This is a genomic window from Pikeienuella piscinae (genome assembly GCF_011044155.1).
GTDB classification, from domain to species: domain Bacteria; phylum Pseudomonadota; class Alphaproteobacteria; order Rhodobacterales; family Rhodobacteraceae; genus Pikeienuella; species Pikeienuella piscinae.
The window spans coordinates 3,179,744-3,203,326 of sequence record NZ_CP049056.1 but is presented as its reverse complement, the minus strand read 5'-3'; the positions used below and the strand labels follow the sequence as shown (position 1 = coordinate 3,203,326).

At 63.3% G+C, this 23,583-nt stretch carries 22 protein-coding genes, 1 tRNA gene and 3 pseudogenes; 15 read left to right on the top strand and 11 right to left on the bottom strand.

Annotated elements, in window-relative coordinates; translation table 11 throughout:
- The first annotated feature begins 15 nt into the window (after positions 1-15).
- The 6 genes from G5B40_RS15330 to G5B40_RS15305 are packed head-to-tail and all read left to right on the top strand — an operon-like array spanning position 16 to position 5,301.
- Positions 16-885: a branched-chain amino acid ABC transporter permease gene (locus G5B40_RS15330; protein WP_165100264.1), complete on the top strand. Its 870-nt coding sequence runs from the start codon at positions 16-18 to the stop codon at positions 883-885.
- A 13-nt stretch (positions 886-898) separates the two neighbouring features.
- Positions 899-1,771: a branched-chain amino acid ABC transporter permease gene (locus G5B40_RS15325; RefSeq protein ID WP_165100262.1), complete on the top strand. Its 873-nt coding sequence runs from the start codon at positions 899-901 to the stop codon at positions 1,769-1,771.
- Positions 1,768-2,556 carry an ABC transporter ATP-binding protein gene (locus G5B40_RS15320; RefSeq protein ID WP_165100260.1) on the top strand — a complete coding sequence of 263 codons (789 nt, stop codon included), beginning with the start codon at positions 1,768-1,770 and terminating at the stop codon, positions 2,554-2,556. Before G5B40_RS15325 ends, G5B40_RS15320 begins: the two co-directional genes overlap by 4 nt.
- Positions 2,556-3,239 carry an ABC transporter ATP-binding protein gene (locus tag G5B40_RS15315; protein WP_165100258.1) on the top strand — a complete coding sequence of 228 codons (684 nt, stop codon included), beginning with the start codon at positions 2,556-2,558 and terminating at the stop codon, positions 3,237-3,239. Before G5B40_RS15320 ends, G5B40_RS15315 begins: the two co-directional genes overlap by 1 nt.
- Positions 3,239-4,846, top strand: coding sequence for an AMP-binding protein (locus G5B40_RS15310; protein ID WP_165100256.1), 1,608 nt, complete (start codon positions 3,239-3,241; stop codon positions 4,844-4,846). The genes G5B40_RS15315 and G5B40_RS15310 overlap by 1 nt, the downstream gene beginning before the upstream one ends.
- Positions 4,843-5,301, top strand: coding sequence for a MaoC/PaaZ C-terminal domain-containing protein (locus G5B40_RS15305; RefSeq protein ID WP_165100254.1), 459 nt, complete (start codon positions 4,843-4,845; stop codon positions 5,299-5,301). The genes G5B40_RS15310 and G5B40_RS15305 overlap by 4 nt, the downstream gene beginning before the upstream one ends.
- A gap of 377 nt (positions 5,302-5,678) precedes the next feature.
- Here G5B40_RS15305 and G5B40_RS15300 read toward each other — a convergent pair whose 3' ends face one another.
- The 8 genes from G5B40_RS15300 to G5B40_RS15265 all read right to left on the bottom strand — a co-directional run bounded on the left by G5B40_RS15300 (position 5,679) and on the right by G5B40_RS15265 (position 11,418).
- The gene (locus G5B40_RS15300) at positions 5,679-6,173 is read right to left on the bottom strand and encodes a bacterioferritin (protein WP_165100251.1); all 495 of its coding nucleotides are present in this window, start codon (positions 6,171-6,173) and stop codon (positions 5,679-5,681) included.
- 29 nt (positions 6,174-6,202) lie between these two features.
- On the bottom strand, positions 6,203-7,087 hold the full coding sequence (locus G5B40_RS15295) for an MBL fold metallo-hydrolase (protein ID WP_165100248.1): 885 nt from the start codon (positions 7,085-7,087) through the stop codon (positions 6,203-6,205).
- A 28-nt stretch (positions 7,088-7,115) separates the two neighbouring features.
- Positions 7,116-7,544, bottom strand: a complete 429-nt coding sequence (locus tag G5B40_RS15290; protein WP_165100246.1) for a DUF6691 family protein — start codon at positions 7,542-7,544, stop codon at positions 7,116-7,118.
- Positions 7,545-7,548: 4 nt separating this feature from the next.
- A complete protein-coding gene (locus tag G5B40_RS15285) occupies positions 7,549-7,980 on the bottom strand; it encodes a YeeE/YedE family protein (protein ID WP_165100243.1) in 432 nt (143 codons plus the stop codon).
- Position 7,981: 1 nt separating this feature from the next.
- Complete coding sequence (locus tag G5B40_RS15280; protein ID WP_165100240.1) at positions 7,982-8,197, bottom strand: YgaP family membrane protein; 216 nt, start codon at positions 8,195-8,197, stop codon at positions 7,982-7,984.
- A 96-nt stretch (positions 8,198-8,293) separates the two neighbouring features.
- Positions 8,294-8,959 carry a Crp/Fnr family transcriptional regulator gene (locus G5B40_RS15275; RefSeq protein ID WP_165100237.1) on the bottom strand — a complete coding sequence of 222 codons (666 nt, stop codon included), beginning with the start codon at positions 8,957-8,959 and terminating at the stop codon, positions 8,294-8,296.
- 461 nt (positions 8,960-9,420) lie between these two features.
- Entirely contained in the window at positions 9,421-9,828 is a 408-nt protein-coding gene (locus G5B40_RS15270; RefSeq protein WP_246209563.1) for a hypothetical protein, read from the bottom strand.
- 39 nt (positions 9,829-9,867) lie between these two features.
- Entirely contained in the window at positions 9,868-11,418 is a 1,551-nt protein-coding gene (locus G5B40_RS15265; protein ID WP_246209561.1) for a trimethylamine methyltransferase family protein, read from the bottom strand.
- Between the two features lie 106 nt (positions 11,419-11,524).
- Here G5B40_RS15265 and G5B40_RS15260 point away from each other — a divergent pair, with 106 nt between their 5' ends.
- Positions 11,525-12,409, top strand: coding sequence for a LysR substrate-binding domain-containing protein (locus G5B40_RS15260; RefSeq protein WP_165100231.1), 885 nt, complete (start codon positions 11,525-11,527; stop codon positions 12,407-12,409).
- A 100-nt stretch (positions 12,410-12,509) separates the two neighbouring features.
- On the top strand, positions 12,510-13,460 hold the full coding sequence (locus G5B40_RS15255) for a D-2-hydroxyacid dehydrogenase family protein (RefSeq protein WP_165100229.1): 951 nt from the start codon (positions 12,510-12,512) through the stop codon (positions 13,458-13,460).
- A gap of 473 nt (positions 13,461-13,933) precedes the next feature.
- Here G5B40_RS15255 and istB read toward each other — a convergent pair.
- Positions 13,934-14,512, bottom strand: a pseudogene (gene istB / locus G5B40_RS15250) (IS21-like element helper ATPase IstB); the annotation flags it as partial.
- A gap of 75 nt (positions 14,513-14,587) precedes the next feature.
- Here istB and G5B40_RS15245 point away from each other — a divergent pair.
- Positions 14,588-15,166: pseudogene (locus G5B40_RS15245) on the top strand (IS5 family transposase); the annotation flags it as partial.
- Here the strand turns inward: G5B40_RS15245 and G5B40_RS15240 are convergent.
- Both G5B40_RS15240 and G5B40_RS15235 read right to left on the bottom strand, forming a co-directional pair.
- Positions 15,110-15,600, bottom strand: a pseudogene (locus G5B40_RS15240) (IS5 family transposase); the annotation flags it as partial. The pseudogenes G5B40_RS15245 and G5B40_RS15240 overlap by 57 nt on opposite strands.
- Before the next feature lie 422 nt (positions 15,601-16,022).
- Positions 16,023-16,096: transfer RNA gene (locus tag G5B40_RS15235), tRNA-Gly, on the bottom strand.
- Positions 16,097-16,251: 155 nt separating this feature from the next.
- Between G5B40_RS15235 and G5B40_RS15230 the strand changes: the two genes are divergently transcribed.
- The 6 genes from G5B40_RS15230 to cas1c all read left to right on the top strand — a co-directional run bounded on the left by G5B40_RS15230 (position 16,252) and on the right by cas1c (position 23,583).
- Positions 16,252-18,447 carry a CRISPR-associated endonuclease Cas3'' gene (locus tag G5B40_RS15230; RefSeq protein WP_165100223.1) on the top strand — a complete coding sequence of 732 codons (2,196 nt, stop codon included), beginning with the start codon at positions 16,252-16,254 and terminating at the stop codon, positions 18,445-18,447.
- Positions 18,448-18,551: 104 nt separating this feature from the next.
- Positions 18,552-19,205 (top strand): type I-C CRISPR-associated protein Cas5c, encoded by a 654-nt coding sequence (cas5c, locus tag G5B40_RS15225; protein ID WP_165100221.1) that lies wholly within the window; start codon positions 18,552-18,554, stop codon positions 19,203-19,205.
- The gene (gene cas8c, locus G5B40_RS15220; protein ID WP_165100218.1) at positions 19,202-21,043 is read left to right on the top strand and encodes a type I-C CRISPR-associated protein Cas8c/Csd1; all 1,842 of its coding nucleotides are present in this window, start codon (positions 19,202-19,204) and stop codon (positions 21,041-21,043) included. The genes cas5c and cas8c overlap by 4 nt, the downstream gene beginning before the upstream one ends.
- Positions 21,040-21,939, top strand: coding sequence for a type I-C CRISPR-associated protein Cas7/Csd2 (cas7c, locus tag G5B40_RS15215; RefSeq protein WP_165100214.1), 900 nt, complete (start codon positions 21,040-21,042; stop codon positions 21,937-21,939). Before cas8c ends, cas7c begins: the two co-directional genes overlap by 4 nt.
- Positions 21,926-22,561: a CRISPR-associated protein Cas4 gene (gene cas4 / locus G5B40_RS15210; protein ID WP_165100211.1), complete on the top strand. Its 636-nt coding sequence runs from the start codon at positions 21,926-21,928 to the stop codon at positions 22,559-22,561. The genes cas7c and cas4 overlap by 14 nt, the downstream gene beginning before the upstream one ends.
- Positions 22,558-23,583 carry a type I-C CRISPR-associated endonuclease Cas1c gene (gene cas1c, locus G5B40_RS15205; protein WP_165100209.1) on the top strand — a complete coding sequence of 342 codons (1,026 nt, stop codon included), beginning with the start codon at positions 22,558-22,560 and terminating at the stop codon, positions 23,581-23,583. The genes cas4 and cas1c overlap by 4 nt, the downstream gene beginning before the upstream one ends.

Genomic DNA, 23,583 nt, shown 5'->3' with positions numbered 1-23,583 from the left:
GGACCCGGAACGACCATGCTGGCGCTGCAACTCACGCTCACCGGACTTCAGGCGGGCGCGCTCTATGCGCTCACAGCCGTCGGCTTTTCGCTGATCTTCGGCTCCACCCGCGTATTCCATTTCGCGCACGGGGCGACGTTCACGCTGGCCGCATATCTGTTCTACGCGGTCGAGGCCGCAGGTTACGGCTTCGTTCCGGGTCTGATCACAAGCTTCGCGGGGGCGATCATCTTCGGCCTCGCGATCGACTGGTTCATCTACCGTCCGATCCAGCGTGACGAGGGATCATTCTTCACGGTCTTCGTCGCCTCGTTCGGGATCGGGATCGTGGTGCAGAACCTTATCGGCATCATCTTCGGCCGCAGTTTCGTCACGATCACCTCGCCCCTGACGCGTTCGCGCGAGCTATTGGAAGGCGTCTATGTCGCACCGCTGGCGGGCATCGCCTTCGTCGTTGCGCTGGTATGCTTGGGGGCGCTCGGGATCTTCCTGCGGTCGACGTTCACCGGCAAGGGCCTCAGGGCGCTGTCGGATGATCCGGAACTGGTGCGCGTCTTCGGCCTCAGCCCACGCCGCCTGTCGGCCGCGGCCTTCGTCATCGGCTCGGCCCTGGTGGTGCCGAGCGCGATCTTCACCTCCATGTCGACGGGGCTCAATCCGGCCATCGGTCATCACATCATGCTGATTTCGCTCGCCGCGACCATCGTCGGCGGCATCGGATCGATTCCCGGCACGATGATCGCCGCCTTCATTTTCGGCCTCGCAGAGAACCTGTCTCTGCTGTGGTTTGAACCGCAATGGTCCGAGGCCGTCGTCTTCGCCATCCTCTTCGCCGCCATCATCGCGCGCCCGTCGGGCCTGGTGGCCAAGAGCGCGGCGCACTGAAGGGAGACGGCGCATGGAAAACTATCTCGCCAACCTCGGCGTACTGATCTGCGTCTACTCGATTCTCGCGATTACGCTGAACTTCATCATGGGCTACGCAGGCATCTTCTCGCTCGCGCATGCGGTGTTCTTCGGCGTGGGCGCCTATACAGGCGGTTTCCTCGCGCTGAATTACAGCAGCTCGATCCTTGTCATCCTGCCCGCCGCGATGATCACCTCGGCGGCGCTGTCGCTGCTGCTGGCTATCCCGACCCTGAGGGTGCGCGGGGAGTATTTCGTCGCCGCCTCGTTGGGTCTGCAGATCCTCGCCGTGACGCTGTTTACGGAATGGAAGTGGTTCACCGGCGGCATCGGTGGTCTTGTCGGCATCCCGCCGATCTCGATCTTCGGGACCGAGATCTTCCGCCCGACTTCCTTCTTCCTCGTCACGCTTGTCGCACTGGCCGTGACGATCGCCATTTTCGGCCTGCTGGTCCGGTCGAACTTCGGCCGTAGTCTGCGTGCGATCCGCGATAGCGAAAGCGCGGCGGCGGCCTTTGGCAAGAACGTCCCGCTCATCAAGACCGTCTCGCTCGCCATCTCGGCGGCGCTGGCGGGGATGGCCGGGGCGCTCTACGCCAGCTATCTCAGCTTCATCAACGTCGAGAGCTTCATGCTCGACACATCGGTGCTGATCATGGCGATGGTAATCATCGGCGGCACGGGCACGCAGATCGGACCCATCGTGGGCGCAGTAGTGCTGCTCAGCCTTCCCTCGGCGATCAGCTATCTGAACTTCCTGCCGCAGTCCGAGATCGGCGCCATCCAACAGATCATCTACGGCGCGGGCATGACGCTGCTGATGCTTTTCCGTCCGGGCGGGATCGTCGGAAGCGGGGGGAAATGAAGGCACAGGACACCCAGACAGTGACTCCGGAAAACACCCACGAGGACAAGAAAGTCCTGATGGAGCTAGCCGGTCTCGGCCGCAGCTTCGGGGGCGTCAAGGCCGTCGACAACGTATCGATGAAGCTTCGCGCGGGTATCGTGACGACGCTCGTCGGGCCGAACGGCGCGGGCAAGACGACACTGTTCAATCTCATCACCGGGCAGCTTGCGCGCGACACCGGCCACGTCACTTGGCTCGGCCGGCGGATCGACAGGATCAAACCGCACGAGGCCGCGCGGCTCGGGATGGTGCGTTCGTTCCAGGACCTGCGCCTGTTCGAGAAGATGACGGTCGACGAGAACATCATGACGACTTTCGAGCGGTCCTCGCTGCCGCGCATCACGACACCCGCGCGCCGGGCGGAGCGGCGTGATTTCATCGACCGCATTCTCGAACGGACGGCCTTGACCGACAAGCGCGACACCCGCGCCAGCGATCTGGCCTACGCGGAACGAAAATTCCTGTCGCTGGCCCGGATCATCGCGGCGCAAGGGCGACTGTGGCTGCTGGACGAACCCGCCTCGGGCCTCGATCCGCAAAGCTACAACCGGCTGCTGCAGATCATCCGGGACGAGGTGCAGACCGGCGTGACCGTTTGCATCATCGAGCACAACCTCGACATCGTCGTCGGCATCTCGGACCGGATCGCGTTTCTGGACCGCGGCCGGCTACTGGCCGACGACACGCCGCAGGTGGTGCTGAACGACCCGAAACTCGCCTCCATCTACTTCGGGGAACGCTGATGCCCGACACGCTGATCGAAGTGCGCGCACTTCACGCCGGCTACAAGGGCCATGCCGTGATCGAGGACATAAACCTGTCGCTCGGCGCAAACGAAGTGCTCTGCCTGATCGGACACAACGGCGCGGGTAAGTCGACGCTGCTGAAATGCATGTTCGGCCTGCTGCCGAAGATGCAGGGAGAGGTCAGATTGGGCGGCGGGCTGACGTTGAACGAGGTGGCGCTCGTGCCCGAGGGAAAGGGGGTGTTCCCCAGCCTGACGGTGAGGGAGAATTTCGACCTTGGTCTCGACGCCGCGAAAATCCAGGCCGCCGAGCGCGGCGCGCGGATAGACTGGGTGTTGAAGGTGCTGCCGCAGATCCGCGAGTTCCTGCATCGCCGGGCGGGCACGCTATCGGGCGGCCAGGCGCAGATGGTGTCGATCGGGCGCGCGCTGCTGAAACGGCCGCGTGTCCTCATCATGGACGAGCCTTCGATCGGCCTAGCGCCGAAGCTCTTTCAGGACCTGTTGGGGCCGATCCGGGCGCTGCAGCAGGCCGAGGGGCTGACAATACTACTCGTGGAGCAGAATGTGCGCGAGGCGTTGAAGGTCTCGGACCGGGTGGCCGTTATGAAACAGGGCCGCATCGTCTGGCGCGGCACGCCGTCTGAACTGAACAATGACCGCCTGATGGAGCTCTATTGATGCCCGGCATGCGACTCCCCGCCCCGCAACCGCTGGCGCAGGTTCTAACGAACCTCGCCCGCGAACGTGGGGACCGGGACGTCATAATCCAGCAGGACGGCGTCAGGACCAGCGTGGCCGAAATCGACACGTTGGCCCGACGGCTCGCGGGCTGGCTGGCGGATCGCGGGATCGGGCGCGGCGACCGGGTCGCGGTCTGGCTGCCGAACCACCCGGTGTGGATGGGCCTGTTCTTTGCTTGCGCGCGGCTCGGCGCGACGCTCGTCTCCATCAACCCGCGCTACCGCAAGGCTGAGCTGGAGCACGTGCTGTCAAAGTCGAGCGCGCGGATGCTGGTCTTTTCCGGCCCCGACGGCCACACCGACTTCGGTGCCGAGATCGCGGCGCTCGACGGCGACGCCTTGCCGGATCTCGAGGCGCTGGCGATTTTCCGCCCTGGCGACGCGGCTTCGGCGGCTATTCCCCAGTGGCCCGTCACCGAGCTCGATCCCGACGCTCTGCACGCAACTTCCACACCGGCATTGGTGGCGGAACTCGACGATCCGTTGATACTTTTCACCACCTCCGGCACCACCAGCGCGGCCAAGCTGGTGACGCACACCCACCGGACCATCTACGCTCACATGACTGGATGCGCGCCCTTCTTCGGCTTCGGCGACGGTGCAGCATACCTCGCCGTGCTACCGTTCTGCGGTGTCTTCGGCCTGACCGCCTCGCTCTGCTCGCTCTGGGCGGGGAACCCGATCATCACTATTGAAGCCTACTCGACCCAGGCAGCGGCGGACCTGATGCACCGCGAGCACGTCACCCACATGTTCGGCAGCGACGACATGTTCGTCCGCATCTGGCGGCGCGACCGCAGCGCCTACGCCAAGGCGATCTACTGCGGTTTCGCCCGCTTCACGCCCGGAATCGAGAAAGAGCTGACCGACATGGCGCGCGCCGGCGTGCCGATCGTCGGTCTCTACGGCGCATCCGAGATCAACGCGCTCTTCGCCGGTCAGCCCGCGTCGCTTCCCGTCGAGGAACGACTCCTCGGCGGCGGCGTCCCCGCGCATCCCGATGCGAAGATCCGCATCCGCGACCAGGAGACCAACGAACTGCTGGCGCCGGGGGAAATCGGCGTTCTCGAGGTGCTCGCCCCGACAAACTTCGTCGGCTACTTCCGAAACCCGGAGGCGACCGCCAAAACCATCGACCCGGAGGGCTACGTCAACACCTCCGATCTCTGTCGGATTCGGGAGGACGGCAGCTTCGTCTATGTCGGCCGCAATGGCGACGTTCTTCGGCTGTCGGGTTTCCTGACCGATCCCGCCGAGATCGAAGAGGCCATCGAGACGCACCCCGGCGTCGAGAAGGCGCAGGTGGTGGGAGTGACGGAGAAGGGCCGAACGCGATCATTCGCTTTCGTCATCACCGACGGCGGAATCTTCGATGAAAAGGCCGTGATCGCCGAGGTGGCCGGGCGCCTGGCGCACTACAAGGTCCCGCTGGCGATCGTGGCGCTGGACGAGTTCCCGACGGTGGAAAGCGCCAATGGACTGAAGATACGCAAGGAGGTCCTGAAGCGGATGGCGCAGCAGGCGGTGGATCAGAGCGCAGAATGAAAAGCATGTATTATGAGGATTTTGAGCCCGGGCAGGTGTTCGAAAGCAGCGGCCGGACGATCACGGAGTCGGATCTGACCTTCTTCTCTATGGTTTCCGGGGACTGGAACAAGATCCACAACGATGCGGCCTACGCGGCTGGCACGCCTTTCGGCGAGCGCATCGTGCACGGCCCCCTCGGCATCGCGATCTGCTTCGGCTTCATCCACGCCATGGGCATCTTCGACGACAGCGTGGTGGCGATGACCGGCATCGAGGACTGGAAGTTCGAGAAGCCGATCCTTGTCAACACGACCCTCCATCTGCGACTGACGATCACCGGAAAATCCATGGGCCGCTCCGGTCGCACTGGAAAGCTGGGCCGGAAGTTCGAGCTTCTCGACCAGGAAGGCAACCGCTTCCAGAGCGGCAGTTCTGACGTTCTGATCCAGACACGCGCCGGCATCGCTTTGTGAACTTCGACGCCTACGCGCCTTTCGGTGCAGATATGAGAGGACGGCTCCGTTTGCGCACCCCCGCCCCGAAAAAGGGCGAGCGCGGCGCAAATGGCGGTGGGGGCGTCCCGCATAGTCGAATGACCATCTATTAAAGCGCAAATGCGCTAACAGGCGCGCGGCGAGCCCGCCCGCGCCGACGATCACAACCGCGAAATGCGCGTTCCCGGTATCGGCCGGGGTCTCGCCACCATTGGCGATCCGGCGGGCGACGCCGTTCAGATCATGACCGGCGGCCTGGGTCCGGGCCAGAACCCCCGCCGTCGGTCGTTTCTTCTCTGGTGGAAGGACCAGAGCGTCGCCGGCCCTCACGTCCGATTTTGGCCGATTGTGACGCGTCAGGCGTCGCTGTCGCCGGCCGCTGAGCCAAACGTGACCTGCTTGGCGCTATAGGCGCTTTCTCCGATGCGTTCGATCAGTCCGAGCTGCATCTCCAACCACGCCTTGTGCCCCTCTTCATCCAGCGCGATTTCCTCGAAGAGCTTGCGCGAGCCCAGATCATTCTCGGCGTCAGCGTCCTTGGCTGACTGGCTGTAAAAGGCGACGGCCTCTTTCTCATCCGCCAAGTCAGACTGGAACATCTCCACGAGCGAGCCGGCCCGCTTCGGAGTGTTGGCGAAGGCGATCACCGGATCGCCCCCGAGGAACAGAACACGCTCCATGAAGCGATCGGAATGGACGATTTCCTCCGCCTGCTCTTCGCGCATCTGGGCGGCGAGTTTGTCCAGGCCCCAATCGTCCAGCACATGGGCGTGGAGTTGGTATTGGTGCGACGCCGTCATTTCCATCTGGAGCGCCTTGTTAAGGTTCTCGAGCGTCTTTGCATTCGACATGTTACGTCTCCTTCATTGTTGGCTCGGCTTCAAAGGCCGTTCACGGGCACCTTGAGCATCGGGTTGCCATCCTTGTCGGTTGGCACGGCGCCCGCGCGCATGTTGACCTGAAGCGACGGAATGATCAGTCGGGGCATGGCCAGTTGCGCATCACGCTCGGTGCGGAACTTTACGAAATCTTCCTTCGTCTTGCCATTGCCGACATGGATGTTGTGCGCCTTCTCGTCGCCCACGGTGGTTTCCCACTGAATGTCACGGCCATTGGGCCCGTAGTCGTGGCACATGAAGAGCCGCATCTCGTCGGGCAGGCTCAGCACCTTCTGGATGCTGTCGTACAAAACGCCAGCGTCACCGCCGGGAAAATCCGCGCGCGCCGAACCGCCATCGGGCATGAACAGCGTGTCGCCGACAAAGGCCGCATCGCCCATGACGTGCACCATGCAGGCGGGGGTGTGGCCCGGAGTGTGCATGGCGAAGGCCTGCATGGCGCCGATCATGTAGGTGTCGCCGTCCTCGAACAATCGGTCGAATTGGCTTCCGTCACGCTGGAACTCGGCGCCTTCGTTGAAGACTTTGCCGAATGTTTCCTGCACCACCATGATCTTCGAGCCGATACCGATCTTGCCGCCCAACTCTTGCTGGATGTAGGGCGCCGCGCTCAGATGATCGGCATGCACATGGGTCTCGATGATCCACTCCAGATCCAGGCCTTGCGTCTCGATCTGGCGGATCAATTCGTCGGCATGGTCGTAGGTGATGCGGCCCGCCGCATAGTCGATGTCCATTACGCTGTCGACGACGGCGCAGGCGTTCGAGGCGGGGTCCTTGACGATATAGCTGATGGTGTTGGTGGCCTCGTCGAAGAAGGCCTGAACATCGGGTTTCACATCCATGTTCACGGGGTAGGCGGTCATCGCATATCCTCCGAAAGCAAAATTTGAGCTATGTGGCGGCCTTGGAAAGCACGGATGGCAGCAGCCGGCGCAAAGAGAAACCGGCGATAACGGCGAGCAGGAACAGCGCCACTTCCCAGCGACCTGTGCCGAGCGCAGGGATGGCCGCTCCGGGACAGAATCCCGCGATGCCCCAGCCGATGCCGAACAGCGCCGAACCACCGACCAGCCGACCGTCAATGGCGGTGGAGGTGGGCAACTGAAAGCGACCGCCGAACAGCGGGCTCTGGCGTCGCCACACCAGGCGATAGCCGACGAACGTGACCACCACCGCACCGCCCATCACGAAGGCCAGACTGGGATCCCATGCGCCCGCAACGTCGAAGAAGTTCAGGACCTTCGCCGGGTCCATTATCCCCGAAATCGCGATGCCGGCGCCAAAGACGAGGCCGGTCAGAAGTGCAAAGACGAGTTTCATCGCTTCAGCCTCCGAAAACGTGACGGATCAGGAAGACCGTGATCGCGGCGGTCGCCATGAAGGTGGGCACAGCCACGAGCGAGCGGACGGACAGGCGCGAGAGCCCGCACACCCCGTGCCCCGACGTGCAGCCGGACCCGAGGCTGGCGCCAAGCCCGACGATGACACCGCCGATCACGACCATCGCCGGGCTGACGGGCAGCGAGAGCGTCGGCATCGCACCGGTGATGAGGAAGATCAGGCCCGGCGCGAGAATCATTCCCGCGATCAGCGCGAGCCGCCACCGCATCTCCGCCCGATCCTCGACGAAGACGACACCGGAGAGAACGCCGGTCGCGCCGAATATCCGCCCCAGCCCGAGCATGAGAAGCACGGCGCCGAGACCGACGAGGAGGCCGCCGCCAAGCGAGCCGATAGGAGTAAAAGCGGTCTCCATCTCAGGCCACGTGGCAAGTCTTGAAGCCGAAGATGGAATAGAGCGGGCACACTCTTAGCACCGAGGTCGCCAGCAGGATGACTGCGATCGCGGCCGCTCCGTACGCGATGAGCGGCGCGGCGAATAGCGGAAGGCCACTGAAGAAGGCGAGGTAGAGCAAGAGTGCGCCGACGACGGCGCGCAGGATGCGGTCGATGGTTCCGACATTCGGCGTCATGATGTTCTCCCGACTTGAAAGCTCATCACTAGATAGGAGTCTTGGATCGCAGCTTCAGTGACATTGTCACCTATCAAGGATGTTTCCCTGCGATCGTCAGTCGCTTTCGGCCAGCGCGCGCAGGGCTGGCTTGTCGATCACGGCTATACGTCCGCGAGATTGGGCGACGAACCCGCGTTTCTGAAAGTCGTGCAGAACACGCGAGATGACTTCGCGCGCCGTCCCAAGTTCGCTCGCGATCTGCGCGTGGGTAGCGGCGATCTCCTTGTCACCGCCAGCGAGGGTCAGAAGTCGGTCAGCGAGACGCACGTCGATCCGTCCGAAGGCGACATCGTCGACCACGCGCAGAAGATCGATCAGACGCCGTGAATAGGCTGCGAAGACGAAACTGCGAAATGCGGGTTCTTCAGCGACAAGGCAGTCGAACTCAAGCTTCGGCAGCAAGATGGCGATGATTCTCGTCTCCGCCACGCCCTCCGCGTTATAGGCCTCTTCCGCCAACATGCAGGCGGTGGTCAGGACGCAGCTTTCACCCGCGTCGACGCGATAAAGCACGATGTCCCGCCCATTCCCCGAAGTTTGAGAGACCCGGATCGTCCCTTCGAACAGAAACAGCAGGCTGTCCGGCACATTATGGGGGCCGAACACCTCATCACCCTTGGAATAGCGCCGCGCCTTCGCCACCTTCAGCAGCCGATCCCGCACTGCGCGCGGCAACGATCTGGTTCCCTGAAACCGCTCTGTCCAATCGCCGATGTTCATTGCGCCATCCGTTTTGGTGCGAAAACGCCCTCTTCGATTAGAGCGATCCGCGCCAGTACGCTTCTCAGTTCGACGCGATATCGACGAGGGGCGGATTATCTGGACCTAACATGAAGGCCTTCGCTGTGATCTGCAACGCCAGCGACTGAACTACTCACTGATCCTCGGACAGCTTTCGACGCGATTCATGCTACCCTCCGCCCCTGCTTGTCAGTTTCGACCCAGGTGAAGCAGACCATGGCGGGCGGCTGTCCATCATGGGCGGCGAGGGGCTGCCGGTGATTGTAGAAGGCGATCCATCGACCGCCGCTGGCATTGGCCTGCGAGCCGGTCGCCCAGACGTGCAGATAGACCCACTCGTAATTCGGGGGCCGTCAAAGGCGCTCGATGAAGATGTTGTCGAGGCGGCGTTCCTTGCCGTCCCTCGAGATCCGGGCGCCGATGCGTTTCCTCCGGCCGGTTCAGACGAAAGATGTGAACTTCGAGCCCAGATCGGTGTTCATCGTGTCGCCCGAGCCATGCACGATCATCCATTCATCGCCACCATTGTTGGAAACGATCGCATCGTCCGCCATCCCTCCCGCGTCGGTCAGCACGCAGAGATAGGCCGCCGACCCGGAGGCGATCTTGCTGATGTCGCGCGTGGTCAGATGGTCCAGCGTGGCGGCGGCGTCCGGCCCGCGCACGAAGACCTTCTTCAGCGGCGACATGTCAAACATGCCGGCCCGTTCGCGCACCGCGTCATGTTCGGCATCGGGGTCGGTAGCGTAACTCCACGCCGTGCCCATGCCATTCCAGTCCTCAAGATCGGAGCCAAGGGCAGTATGACGAGAGGCAAGCGCCGAGGTGCGGCTGAGCGGTGCGGTCATCTGAGGTCTCCACAGTTGTTCGCGAAACGGCAGGTCACTTCAGTACCATTCGTCCGGCATTGAGGATTTGCGCGCCGCGACGAAGTCTTGCAGCGCGGCGAGGATTGCAGGGTCTATCGGCGGGGGCCGATAGGCCGTCAGCATCTGTTTCCAGCGTGGTTCCGCGCGCTGATCCAGGGTCGGAGAGCCCTTTTCGACCCATGTTTCATAAGGGCCCGCTTCGCGGATTTCGGGCTGATAATTCGCGGTGGCGTAGTGGCGCAGGGTGTGCTGGGTCGACAGAAAATTCTGCCCCGGGCCGGTTTCAAGATAGGCTTCGCGGCCCAAGGTTTCGGCATCGGCGCCAAAGCCTTGCAGCAAGGTCAGCATCGCGCCGCAATGGTCCAGATCCATGATGAATTTCTCGTAAGACATCACCAACCCGCCCTCAAGCCAGCCGGCCGCATGCCAGACCTGATGGGCGCCCGACAGCAGTGTCGACCACATCGCGCCGGTGCTGTCCTGCATCGCCTGACCATCCGCAGCGTTCGAGGCGGTGATCTGCCCGCCGCCCGATCGCACCGGCAGCCCAAGCCGTCGCCCCAGTTGCGACAGCGCCATCGTCACCAGATTGGCCTCGGGCGAACCAAAGGTCAGCGCACCGGATTTCAGGTTCATCGTGGAATGAAAGCTGCCAAAGACCACCGGGCAGCCGGGTCGCACCAGTTGCGCCAGCGCGATTCCGACCATGCCCTCTGCCAGCGTTTGTGCGGCCACGGCGGCGGGCGGCAGCGGCCCCATCGCCCCGGCGAAGATCGCAGGTGACACGCAAACGCATTGGTTCGCCGCCGCATAAACCCGCAACGCGCCCGACATCGCCTCATCATAGATCAGCGGAGAGTTGGCGTTGATGTTGCCTTGCATGACCGCGTTATTCTTCATGAACGCCGCGCCGAAGACGATACGGGCCATGTCGATGCTGTCTTGCGCGCGTGAGGGCGAGGTGACGCCCCCCATGAACGGTTTGCTGGACAGCGTCAGATGCGCCAGCACCATATCCAGATGCCGTTTGTTGACCGGAATATCCGTCGGCTCGCAGACTGTGCCGCCAGAGTGGTGCAGCCAGGGGCTGCTGTAGGCCAGCTTCACGAAGTTCTGGAAATCTTCGAGCGTGGAATAACGACGACCCCGTTCCAGATCGCTGACAAAGGGGGATCCATAGCCGGGCATCAGAACAATATTGTCACCGCCCAGCGTGACAGTGTTCGCCGGATCGCGGGCGTGCAGCTTGAACTCGGCCGGGGCGGTGGCGCACAGTCGCCGCGCCAGGCCGGGCGCAAATCTGACCCGCTCGCCTTCGACCACCGCCCCCGCCGCCGCGAAAAGGTCGAGCGCGGTTTGGTCACCGCGAAATTCTACGCCTATCGTCGCGAGAATCCAGTCAGCCTGATCCTCAATCGCCGCCAGTACGTCATCCGGCAGCAAGGCGTATGCGGGAATTTTGCGCGAGCGTGGCGCAATGACCGGTGTGTCGACCGATTGCCTCGCGGCCCGTCCGCGCCGCGAGGCGCAGCGCGAACGAGGCTGAACTGAAATGTCCAGATTTTCCAACCCGGGCCCTCGCAAACTGTGCATTGTGGGTGGATCTTGAAGCTGACGCTTCACAATCCAATCGATTTTTTCTATACGCAGCGTTCAAGGAATTTATACTCGACTCATGGCTATTCCCTTCAAACACCTCGATACCTTGCGCCTTTTTGTCGAGGCCGCGCAGCATGGAAGCCTGACAGAGGCGGCCCGGGCGCTGAACATGACCAAGGGCGCCGTCAGCTATCAGATCAAGACGCTTGAGACGGATCTGGGTGTCGCCGTCTTTGAACGTAATCCGCGCGGCGTGGTGTTGACCGCGGCGGGGCAGAATCTGCTGACCAAGGCGCGCCCGCATTTTCACGCCATCGAAGAGGAGATAGCCACCTTCCGCGAACCTCACCCACAAACGCTGACGGTGGGAATGTCCAGCTATTTCGCCTCGCGCTGGCTTTCGCCGCGCTTGATGACCTTCATGCAGGCGCATCCGCAAATACAGTTGCGGATCCAGCCATTGACGCAGCTGTTTGACCTTGCGCGCCAAGGGGTCGATCTGGCGATCCGCTGGGGCGATGGCCAATGGGACGATGTAGAAATCGAGCCTTTCATGGCGGTCCCCGCCTCGCCGACCGGCAATGCCGAAGCTGCGGAGCGTGTTCAGGGAATGGGGCTGGAAGCCGCTTTCTCAGGGTTCACCCTGTTGCGCGATCATGACGGCAGCAACGCTTGGTCCGACTGGTTTCGTGCCGCAGGGTTGTCGCCGCAAACCCGCATGGACACTTTGATCATTCCGGATCCGAACGTCCGGGTGCAGGCCGTGATTGATGGTCAGGGCGTCGCCTTGAACGACGCTTTGGTGGCCCGGGAGATCGACGAAGGCACGTTGTTCCGCTTGTCAGACGTCGAGCTTGAAAATTACGGATACTTCCTCGCCATACCTCATAAGTCGAACCGAACGCCAAGCGTCGACGCGTTCGTGGCCTGGCTTCACGGGCTTCGAGCTATTCCTGTGTGAGCCTGTCGGCCGACATCCGTCCTATCTGATTTCACTTTGGCCGGAGTTATAGGTTGCGAGAATATCAGTGTAGGGCGGCGACACGAAGGAGACGGACCCGATGCGTTGCGCGATTCTCGACGATTATCAGCATGTCGCCCTCTCGATGGCGGACTGGGGGGCGCTGGCGGGGGAGGTGGAGATCACGGTGTTCAACGCGCCGATCGGCGGCGCTGTGGAAATCGCCGCCGCCCTGGCGGATTTCGAGATCGTCTGCCTGATGCGCGAGCGCACGCCCTTCACCGCAGAAATTATCGAGGCGCTGCCGAAGCTCAGGCTGATCGTCACCTCCGGCGCGCGCAATGCGGCGATCGACGTTGCTGCGGCGAATGCGCGGGGGGTGACTGTGTGCGGCACCGACTCGGCCGCGCACCCCACGGCTGAGCTGGTCTTCGCCCATATGCTCGAATTTGCCCGAAAGGTTGGCCATGAGAACGCGCGGCTGAAGGCCGGCGCCGTCCGGCCGGAGACGATCGGGCTGGATCTCAGCGGCAAGACGCTGGGCGTTCTCGGGCTCGGCCGTCTCGGCGCGCGGGTCGCGCGCATCGCCGCCGCGTTCCAGATGAACGTCATCGCCTGGAGCGAGAACCTCACCACGGAGCGCTGCGCGGAACTGGGCGTCGGCCATGTATCGAAGACAGACTTGTTCCGGGCTTCCGACTTCCTCTCGATCCATCTCCAGCTCTCTCAGCGTACGCGCGGCCTCGTGGGCGCGGAGGCGCTCGCACTGATGCGGCCCGGCGCAATCCTCGTGAACACTTCGCGCGGCCCGATCGTGCAGGAGGGCGCGCTCCTCGACGCCGTCCGTGCGGGCCACATCGCCGGCGCCTGTCTCGACGTCTTCGACGAGGAGCCGCTGCCGTTCGAACATCCCTATCGCGCGGAGCCGAATATCCAGATCTCGCCGCATCTCGGCTATGTGACCGAAGCGAATTTCCGGTTGTTCTACGGCCAGATGGTCGAGGGTATCCGCGCGTTCGCCGAAGGAAACCCGATCCGGGTTATCGACTGACAGCGCCGGCGCGGGCGCGCCGTAGAGCGGAATCTTAACTGATTGACTCGCAGGGGCTTTCGTTCGGAGGTTTGGTCTGCGTCAGGACGTCTGCCGGGGACTGAGGCCCGTGGATATGTCGAAAGCCTCTCCCTCGATCTTCGCACCCGGACCCTGCAGGCTGCCGCCGTCGGAGCCAGTAACAGCACCTAGGCCGCCGCCCGCGACGGCGTCAGCGCGGCGAGCGTGAGCCGCTGGCGAGCGCTTGAGCACGTTCGGGGCGACACGCGGCCGGGGCCGCTGGGCGGTGATTCCCGCTCCGCCTTCGTTGAGGCGTAGGCCCTCGGCGATGTCCAGCCTGTCAATCAGTATTCAATCGTGAGCCCTCATCGGCGCCCAATATCGCCCCCTCCGGAGCTGAGCTGGCCCGGCGCCGCGTAGTCCTCTTGTAACGGAGCGGCGGCGGGCCAGCGGTGGGCCCGTTTGGGCTATGCTCAGTTCTTTAAGCGCCAGCTTTCGTTGCCGGTTTCGACGATCTCGCAGTGGTGCGTGAGACGGCCCAGGAGCGCCGTGGTCATCTTGGCCTCGCCGAAGACGGTCGGCCATTCGCCGAATGCGAGGTTTGTCGTGACGATGATCGATGTCCGCTCGTAAAGCTTGCTGATGAGGTGGAACAGGAGCTGGCCGCCGGTCTGGGCGAAGGGCAAATAGCCGAGTTCATCCAGGATCAGGAAGTCGAGGCGGGAGATCAGGTCGGCAGTGCGCCCCTGCCTTTCTGCGCGGGCCTCGGCGTCCGGTTTGTTCACCAGATCGACGACATTGAAGAACCGGCCCCGTCGTCCGGCGCGAATGCAGGCGCAGGCAATGCTGACGGCGAGATGGGTCTTGCCGGTTCCGGTGCCGCCGATCAGGACGAGATTGCGCTGATGGTCGAGGAAGTCTCCGGTGGCCAGGTCGCGGACCAGGGTCTCGTTGATCTCGGTCGCCTCGAAGTCAAACTCTTCCAGTTCCTTGGCCAGGGGCAGTTTGGCGATGGTCATCTGGTATTTGATCGAGCGGGCCTGCTTCTTAGAGCCAGCCCCGAAATGAGTTGAGCGGTATCAGAGGGTTGTGATTCACGTCGGATTGCAACGACTGACGGAGGCAAGATGCCCTGGAATGATATCGCCCGTGTGGAATATGCGCGACGCTCGCGGCGCTATGCAAGCGACCTGAAGGATCGGGAATGGACGTTGATCAGCCCGTTCATGCCTGATCGGCGCGGTCTGGGCCGCCCGCGCACGACCGACCTGCGCGAGGTGATGAACGCGATCCTCTACATCGCCTCGACAGGCTGCCCCTGGCGCTATCTGCCAACGGAGTTTCCGCCGCTTTCGACCGTCCAGCGCTACTTCTATCACTGGCGTGACGAGGGCTTGTGGGTCGCGATCAACAATTCGCTGGTGATGGCGGCGCGGGAGCTGGAGGGTCGAGAAGCGTCGCCCACGGCGGGCGTGATTGATAGTCAAAGCGTGAAAACGACAGAGGCGGGAGGGGTTTGCGGCTACGATGCCGACAAGAAGGTCAAAGGCCGCAAGCGCCACATCGTGGTCGATACGATCGGTCTGATGGTCGGCCTCATCGTTCACGGCGCGGGCGTGCAGGACCGCGACGGCGCCCCACTCGTGCTGGCCACGATCCGACAACGCTGGCCCTGGCTTCGGCGCATCTTTGCGGACGGCGGCTATCATCAGGGCCGCACCCTTGAAGTCGCTCGTCTGGCCTTCGCTGAGCAGCATGACCAGCGGTCGGCCTTTGCCATCGCAGACGGCATGCAGCTTGGAGTTCAGGCCGCCTTTGGTCCGTCCGATACGTCTGGGAACAGCCCCTTCTTGAGCAGGCTGGCCGCCGTGCGGTGAGCTTTCAGGTGGGTCGCGTCGATCATCAACTGATCCGGCTCGCCGCCCTTCGCCGCCAGGCCTGCGAAGATCCTGTTGAACACACCCAGCCTGCTCCAACGGACGAAGCGGTTGCAGATCGTCTTGTGCGGCCCGTACTCGCCAGGGGCGTCTCGCCACCGCAGGCTATTCCTGATCACGAAGATGATGCCGCTGACGATCTGGCGATCATCAACTCTCGGCACCCCGTGCGACAACGGGAAATACGGCGCGATCCGGCGCATCTGCGCCTCCGAATTGGACGCCGATGAGGGGTCACGATTGAATGCCGATTGACACAGAAACCCTCAAATGGTGCGACTAATGTAACAACACCCGCTTGCACAGCGCCATTGACTACATCACGCCGCAAGAAGCAGAGGAGGCCTTCTATGCCAGCTTGGACGCTGACGAAAAAGTAACCTAATTATCGAACCACAAACTCTCCGGTAAACCCGGGGCGGTTCAAAGCGACTAGCGGCAATCGTCCAACGCATCTGCAGGGAGTATGCAGTTTTCGGATGGGGTTGGAGCGGGTGAAGGGAATCGAACCCTTGTCGTAAGCTTGGGTAGCTTGCAGGGAATTTGCAGGTGGGTTTTTAAAAACAAGCGATTAGCGACAATCTCCCGGCGCGTCTGCAGGGAATATGCAGTTTTCAGAGGGGGTTGGAGCGGGTGAAGGGAATCGAACCCTCGTCACTTGCTTGGGAAGCAAAAGCTCTACCATTGAGCTACACCCGCACACTCAGGACACTTACGTTCAGCGAGGTTTTTCGTCAAGCGGACTGTCCGGTTGCAGTTGAGTTTTGCGTCACATTTCGCACCATGAACCTCGGCGCCTCCAGCGGGCGTTGAACGCCGTTCACGTCATGGCGCCTCAGAAGGAAAGCGTCCCCTTGCTCTACGCTCACACAACGTCCGGGCCGAAGGCTGAATGGGAGCCGTTGTGCGTTCACCTGGAAGCGGTCGCCAGCAGGGCGGCATCTTATGCGGAAGTGTTCGACGGTGCGGAAATCGCCAGATATGCGGGAGCGCTACACGATCTCGGCAAGGCGAAGCCTCGGTTTCAACGCCGCCTGGCAGGCGACCCGATAGCGGAGCCGCATAGCGGCGAAGGCGCGCGCTACGCCTGCGAGGCGATGCAAAATGTTATCGGTCGCATGCTCGCTCATTGCATCGCCGGCCACCATGCGGGCCTTTCGAATGGCGTGCTGCGCAGCGAGGCGCGCCCGACGACCCCACTTGACGAACGCTTGAAACTAGCCGAGCCGCTGATGCTCCCCGAGGGTCTCGTCCTTCCGGCTATTGCGCGGAAGGCGCCGTCGCCGCTTCGCAAGTCGAATGACCCATTTTCGCTCGCCTTCTTCACACGTATGTTGTTCTCCGCTCTGGTCGACGCCGACCGCGGAGAGACGGCGCGGTTCTACGGCGAAGGCGCGGCTACGCAGTCAGCCTCCCTCGACCGGTTGGGAGCATCGCTCGACCGGTTCCTCTCAGGGCTGCAGAGTAGGGACTCGGACGTGAACCGCGTCCGGCGCGACCTGCTCGCAATCGTGCGGGGGCGGGCGATGGAGCCTCCGGGGCTCTTTTCCCTCTCGATCCCAACGGGCGGGGGCAAGACGCTGACCTCCCTCGCGTTTGCACTGGATCACGCCCGCGCGCATGGCCTGCGGCGGGTGATCTACGTCGCCCCGTTCACGGCGATCATCGAGCAGACGGCGGCGGTGTTTCGGGCGGCGCTGGATGCTGACGAAGCCGTGCTTGAGCATCATTCCGCCTTCGACTGGGACGAGGTCGACGATCGTGACGAGGAAGATCGTCTGCGTCTCGCCGCTGAGACCTGGGACACGCCGGTCGTGGTGACCACGGCTGTCCGACTTTTCGAGAGCCTTTTCGCTAACCGGCCCGGCCCCTGCCGCAAGCTTCACCGCGTCGCGCGCTCCGTCATCATCCTCGACGAGGCGCAGGCGCTGCCGCTTGGGCTTCTTCGTCCCTGCCTCCGTGCGATTAGGGAACTCGCGGAGGGCTACGGGGCCACGCTGATCCTCTGTACTGCGACGCAACCCGCGGTGCGCCCCAAAGATGGCTTCGCAGCGTCAGAGGCTCTGACTGGGGTGCGGGAGCTTGCGCCAGACCCGGCCGCGCTCGCAGGCAGGCTTGCGCGCGTTAGCGTCGAATGCGCCGGCCCTATGAACGATGATGAACTGGCAGCGCGCATATGCGCGGAGCGTCAGGCGCTGGCGATCGTAGACAATCGTCGCCACGCTCAGGCGCTCTTCGGCCGCGTTGAAGGCGCGACGCACCTTTCGACCTTCATGACCGCCGCGCACCGCCGGCATGTGCTGGCTGAGGTGCGGGAGAAGCTGACGGCTGGCGATCCGGTGCGTCTGATCTCCACATCGCTCGTCGAAGCAGGCGTGGACTTTGATTTTCCAGTTGTCTTCCGGGCCTACGCGGGGGTCGACCGGATGGCGCAGGCCGCCGGACGGTGCAACCGGGAGGGAAATCTCGGGCCGCGCGGAGGGCGCCTGGTGCTGTTCGCCCCGTCTGGCGACTTCCCGGCGCCCTACGATCTGAAGCTCGAAGCGGAGACCGGGCGACGGATCGTCGAAGCGGCGGCGGACCCGCTGTCGCCGGCGACGGTGGCGGCCTATTTTCGGGAACTCTATTACAAACATGGGGAAGCGGGCCTCGACGACCGCGAGGTCGGCGGATATGGGCGCGGCGTTCTCGCAGCGCACAGAAGCGCAGCCGACCTCCCTTTCGCCGACGTCGCCGCGGCGTTCCGGATGATCGAGGACGAAACGCTCCCGATTATCGTCGAGGGCGGGCGCTGGGGCGCGCCTGACGACGCGATGCGCGTTCTCCGTTACGCGGAGGGCGCCGGCGGGATTGCGCACGCGCTGCAATCCTATGCGGTCAACATCTCGCGACGGGCGCGCCGCGGGCTGATCGCCTCGGGCGCGGCCGAAGTGGTCCGGGCGGAGGCGTTCGGCGATCAGTTCGTGGTCCTGGCCAATCGGAACGCCTATGATGACGCGCAGGGATTGAAGCTGGACCGGATCGACGATCTGGGAATTTCGATCATGTAGAAAGGCTCTATCGAAATATTGGTTGACGGCGCCTGTTCGCAGGACGTTTCATATTGTGAACTGTTTTGTTGCTGCTCTTTTGAGTCTCACATTCGGCGGGGGCCATGTCCTTTCAACTTCACATCTGGGGCGATCACGCCTGTTTCACCCGTCCGGAAATGAAGGTCGAGCGCGTCTCCTATGACGTAATCACGCCCTCCGCAGCGCGGGGAATATTCGAAGCGATCCACTGGAAACCGGCGATCCGCTGGGTGATCGACCGCATCCATGTGTTGAAGCCGATCCGGTTCGAGACCATCCGGCGCAATGAAGTTGGCTCCAAGATTTCCGCGCGCACGGCGCAGAGCGCGATGAACGCCGGCGATCTCACCGGCCTGCATCTTGTCGTTGACGAAAATCGTCAGCAGCGGGCGACGCTGGCGCTTCGCGACGTCTCCTACCTGATCGAGGCGCATTTCGAGATGACGGCGGAGGCGGGCGGGGACACGCCCGCCAAACATTCAGAGATGTTCCGTCGCCGCGCCACTACAGGCCAATGCTTTCATCGCCCCTGCCTCGGCGTCCGCGAATTTCCCGCCTGGTTCGAATTGGTCAAGACACCGCCGCCCTCGACGCTACTGGAAAGCGACCGGGATCTTGGCTGGATGCTCTACGATATCGATTACGCCAACCGGCGGGCGCCGCTTTTCTTCCGGGCGCGGATGGAGGGCGGCGTGATCGACCTCGTGCGCGTCCGCGGAGAGGGGCTGCGCGCGTGACAATTCTGACCGAACTTGCCACGCTCTACGACCGGCTCGCCGAAGCCGGCGAGGCGCCGCGCCGGGGGTTTTCGCGTGAGAGGATCGGTTATGAGCTGTTGATCCGCTCCGACGGAACACCGGTCGCGCTCAGTCCTCTCGCCCGGCAGGATCCGAAGCGGCCGGGGCGGATGATGAATGTGCCTGCGGCGGTGATCCGAACTGCAGGCATCAAGCCTAACATTTTCTGGGACAAGACGGCATATGCGCTCGGAGTGACAGCGGTTGAGATCGACGGTCAATTCTCGCCTGGGCAAGGAAAGCGGACGCTTGAAGAGCACGCCGCCTTCCGCGCCGCCCATCTCGCGCTTCTCGAAGGCGCGGCTGATCCGGGTCTCGCCGCACTACGCGCCTTCCTTGAACGATGGACGCCGGACCGGTTCGCCGAACTGGATTGGGACGCGGAGGCGCTCGATGCTAATATCGTCTTCCGCTGGGTGGACGATCCGGTTGGCCCTGCGCCACTGCATGAGCGCTCAGCGGCGCGCGCTCTCCTTGAGGAAAGCAGTGGTGAGGAGGCTCCATGCCTTGTTACTGGCGTCAGTGGTCCGCTCGCGCGCCTCCATCCGGTGATAAAGGGGGTCGCTGCGAAAAACCCTCCGCCTGGGGGAGGTCACAGGCTGGTCTCGTTCAATATTGGTTCCGATAAACCGATCGGCGCGTCCAGTAGTTTCGGAAAGATTAAGGGCGAGAACGCGCCGGTTTCCGAAGCCGCCGCTTTCGCCTATGGGACCGCGCTCAACACGCTCCTAGATCGAGGCGCGGCGCATAGGCGTCGATTTCAGCTCGGTGACGCGACCGCTGTTTTCTGGGCCGAGGGCCCGCGGGCGGCGGCGCAATCGGCCGAGGACATGCTCTTCGGCGCGGTCGATCCGCAGCCCGAGACGGGTGAAGACGCGTTGGCGAAGCTTCGGGCCGATCTCGACAACTTCGCCGCCGGGCGCAGAGCTCCGGGCGCGAGTTACGGGCCGGAGACGCGGGTCTTCGTCCTCGGCCTCGCGCCGAACGCGGCGCGGCTTTCGGTACGCTTCTGGCGCCCCGGCACGCTCGGCGACTTCGCGCGCCATGTGCTCGAGTTCTGGGAGGCGCTGCGGATAGAGCCGGCGCCCTGGAAGGGGCCGCCGGCTGCTTGGTCGCTGCTCTATGAGACGGCGCGTGTGTACAAAGACCCAGACACCGGGAAGAAGAAAATAGATGAAAAATCCATTCCGCCGCTACTCGGCGGGGCGTTGATGCGTGCTGTGCTGACCGGCGCACCGCTGCCACGGACACTTCTGTCGGCGGTAGTTACCCGTGTGCGTGCAGACGGTGAGATCAACGGACGTCGGGCAGCGATCTGCAAAGCGGTCGTAAACGGCATACAGGGAGAGGAAGTAGTCCCGATGAGCCTCAAGAGAGATAATGCCGACCAAGCGTATAGGCTCGGACGCCTCTTCGCATTGCTGGAAAAAGTGCAACGTGACGCACTGGAACGCGATTCAGATGGACAAAGGAAGCAACGCCTCGCGACTAGCATAAAGGATCGCTACTTCGCTGCTGCATCGTCAACGCCCGCGCGAGTATTTCCAATTATTATCAGAACTTCTATCCATCATCTTTCGAAAATAAGAAAAGATATTTCCGAAAGGATTGCTGGCTGGAATGAGCGCGAGATCGAGGAGATCTGGTCCGGGCTCGAACCAGACCTGCCGCGCTCGCTGACGCTGGAGGCGCAGGGGCGCTTCATCGCGGGCTATTACCATCAATCCGCCTGGCGCGCGCCGAAGGCGGATGCCGTCTTCGAAGGAGTGGAAGAATGAATGCCGTCGCTAATCGTTACGATTTTGTGCTCTTCTTCGATGTCGCCGACGGCAACCCGAATGGCGATCCGGATGCCGGCAACCTGCCGCGGATGGACCCCGAGACGAGCCAGGGACTTGTCAGCGACGTCGCGCTGAAACGGAAGATCCGAAACTACGTGGCGATGGTGAAAGAGGGTGAGCCAGGCCACGGCATCTATATGACCGAACGAACGGTGCTGAACCAGACTCATGCGAAAGCCTACGAAGCGGTCGGCCTGACCCCGGTAGCGAAGAAGCTTCCCAAGGAGCAAGATGGCCGGCGTATCACCGAGTGGATGTGCGCAAATTACTTCGACATCCGCGCATTCGGCGCCGTGATGACGACCGAAGTGAACGCCGGCCAGGTGCGGGGTCCGATCCAGCTCGCCTTCGCCCGCTCGGCGGAGGCGATCATGCCGCTTGAGATCTCGATCACCCGCTCATCCGTGACCAACAAGAAGGATCTCGAGAAGGAGCGGACGATGGGTCGCAAGCACATCGTGCCCTACAGCCTCTACCGCGTCCATGGCTTCGTCAACGCCAAGCTCGCAGAGAAGACCGGCTTCTCCGAGGACGATCTCGAACTCCTATGGAGGGCCCTTGAGAACATGTTCGAGTTCGACCGCTCCGCAGCGCGCGGCGAGATGGCTGCGCGCAAGCTCTTTCTCTTTCGTCACGAGAGCGCGCTCGGTTCGGCGCAGGCGCATCGGCTTTTCGAGCGGATCAGCGTTGCGCGCCGAATCGAGGACGAGACCGTCGCGATCGGAGACAAACGGCTCCACAACCTGCAGCCCGCTCGTGCATTCCGGGACTATGTGATCGAGGCGGATCGGGAGGGGCTGCCAGCCGGCGTCGAGTTGGTTGAGCGGTTCTGAGCGGCTCTCGCTGCCGATTTCGGCGCTGCAGCATTGGCTGTTCTGTCCGCGCCAATGCGCGCTGATCCATGTCGAGCGGCTCTGGGCCGAGAACCGCCTGACGGCGGAGGGTCGGATTCTCCACGAACGCGCCGATGGCGGCGCGTCTGACCGACACGGCGGCGCACTCATTCTTCGGGCCGTCGAGCTCTTGTCGGAAACGTACGGCCTCCATGGCGTCGCGGACATCGTCGAACTGCACCACGTTGGGCCATTCCCGGTCGAGTACAAGCGTGGCCGCCCGAAGGCGCATCGCGCGGATGAGGTTCAGCTCTGCGCTCAGGCGCTCTGCCTCGAAGAGGCGTTTGGACGTCCGGTTCTCGAGGGCGCGCTTTTCTATGGGGAGCGTCGCCGCCGCACGCCGGTCGCGATTGATGAAAGCCTTCGCCAGTTAACCGTTTCCGTGATCGAGGAGGCCCGCGCCGTGTTGAGCGCGGGCCGCGTTCCAGCGCCCGTATTCGAGGCGGCCCGGTGTCGCGCCTGCTCGCTGAAACCACTTTGCAGGCCCGAGCGACTCTCCGCTCCGCCAGCGGTCGACGGCTGGCTGCGGCGCGCCGTCGCCCGAGCTGGCGCGCCCGAATGAAAAAATTGCTTAACACCCTCTATGTGACAACCGACGGTGCCTGGCTGCGCAAGGAGGGCGCGAATGTTGTGGTCGAGATGGACGGCGCGGAGCGGGGGCGGGCGCCGGTCCATCTGCTCGGCTCGATCGTGACATTCGGCGCGATCGGCCTTTCTCCGGCGCTGATCGGCTTTTGTGCGGAGGAGGCAGTCGCGATCAGCTTGATGAGCCGATCCGGCCGATTCCTCGCCCGGGTGGAGGGCCCGCAAGGCGGCAACGTGCTCCTCCGCCGAGCGCAGCATGAAGCGACCCGCGATGCGCCGCTCGCCGTGGCGCGCGCCGTCGTTGCGGCGAAATCGGCCAATCAACGTGGCGTCCTTCGGCGCCACCTGCGGGACCATGCGGGCGACGACACCGTCGCCGATACGGCGGTCGAAGACGCCGAGCGCCGGCTGTCGGACACCGCCCGCAAGGCTCTGGACGCGCCGGATCTCGACAAGCTCCGTGGCTTGGAAGGGGAGGGCGCCAACGCCTATTTCGGCGTTTTCGACCATCTGATCCGAGCGCCGGAGATGGCTTTCGTCGGCCGTTCGCGTCGACCCCCGAAGAGCAGGCCGAACGCCGTGCTCTCTTTTCTGTATTCGCTCCTCGTTCAGGACTGCCGGGCGGCGGCGGAGGGAGTCGGCCTCGATCCGCAGATGGGGTTCCTGCATCGCGACCGGCCGGGCCGCCCTTCTCTTGCGCTCGATCTGATGGAAGAGTTCCGCGCGCCATTGGCCGATCGCCTTTGCCTTACCTTACTCAATCGGCGGCAACTGGCGGTGGCGGACTTTCGCGAAGACGGCGCCGGCGGGGTGTTTCTGACGGACGATGGTCGGCGGACGGTTCTAACCACTTGGCAAGAACGAAAGCGCGTGCGAGTGAAACATCCATTCCTCCACGAGGACGTTGAAATCGGCCTCTTGCCTCATCTTCAGGCGCAGCTTCTTGCCCGTCACCTGCGTGGCGACCTCGATGGCTATCCCGCCTATGTGTGGAGGTGA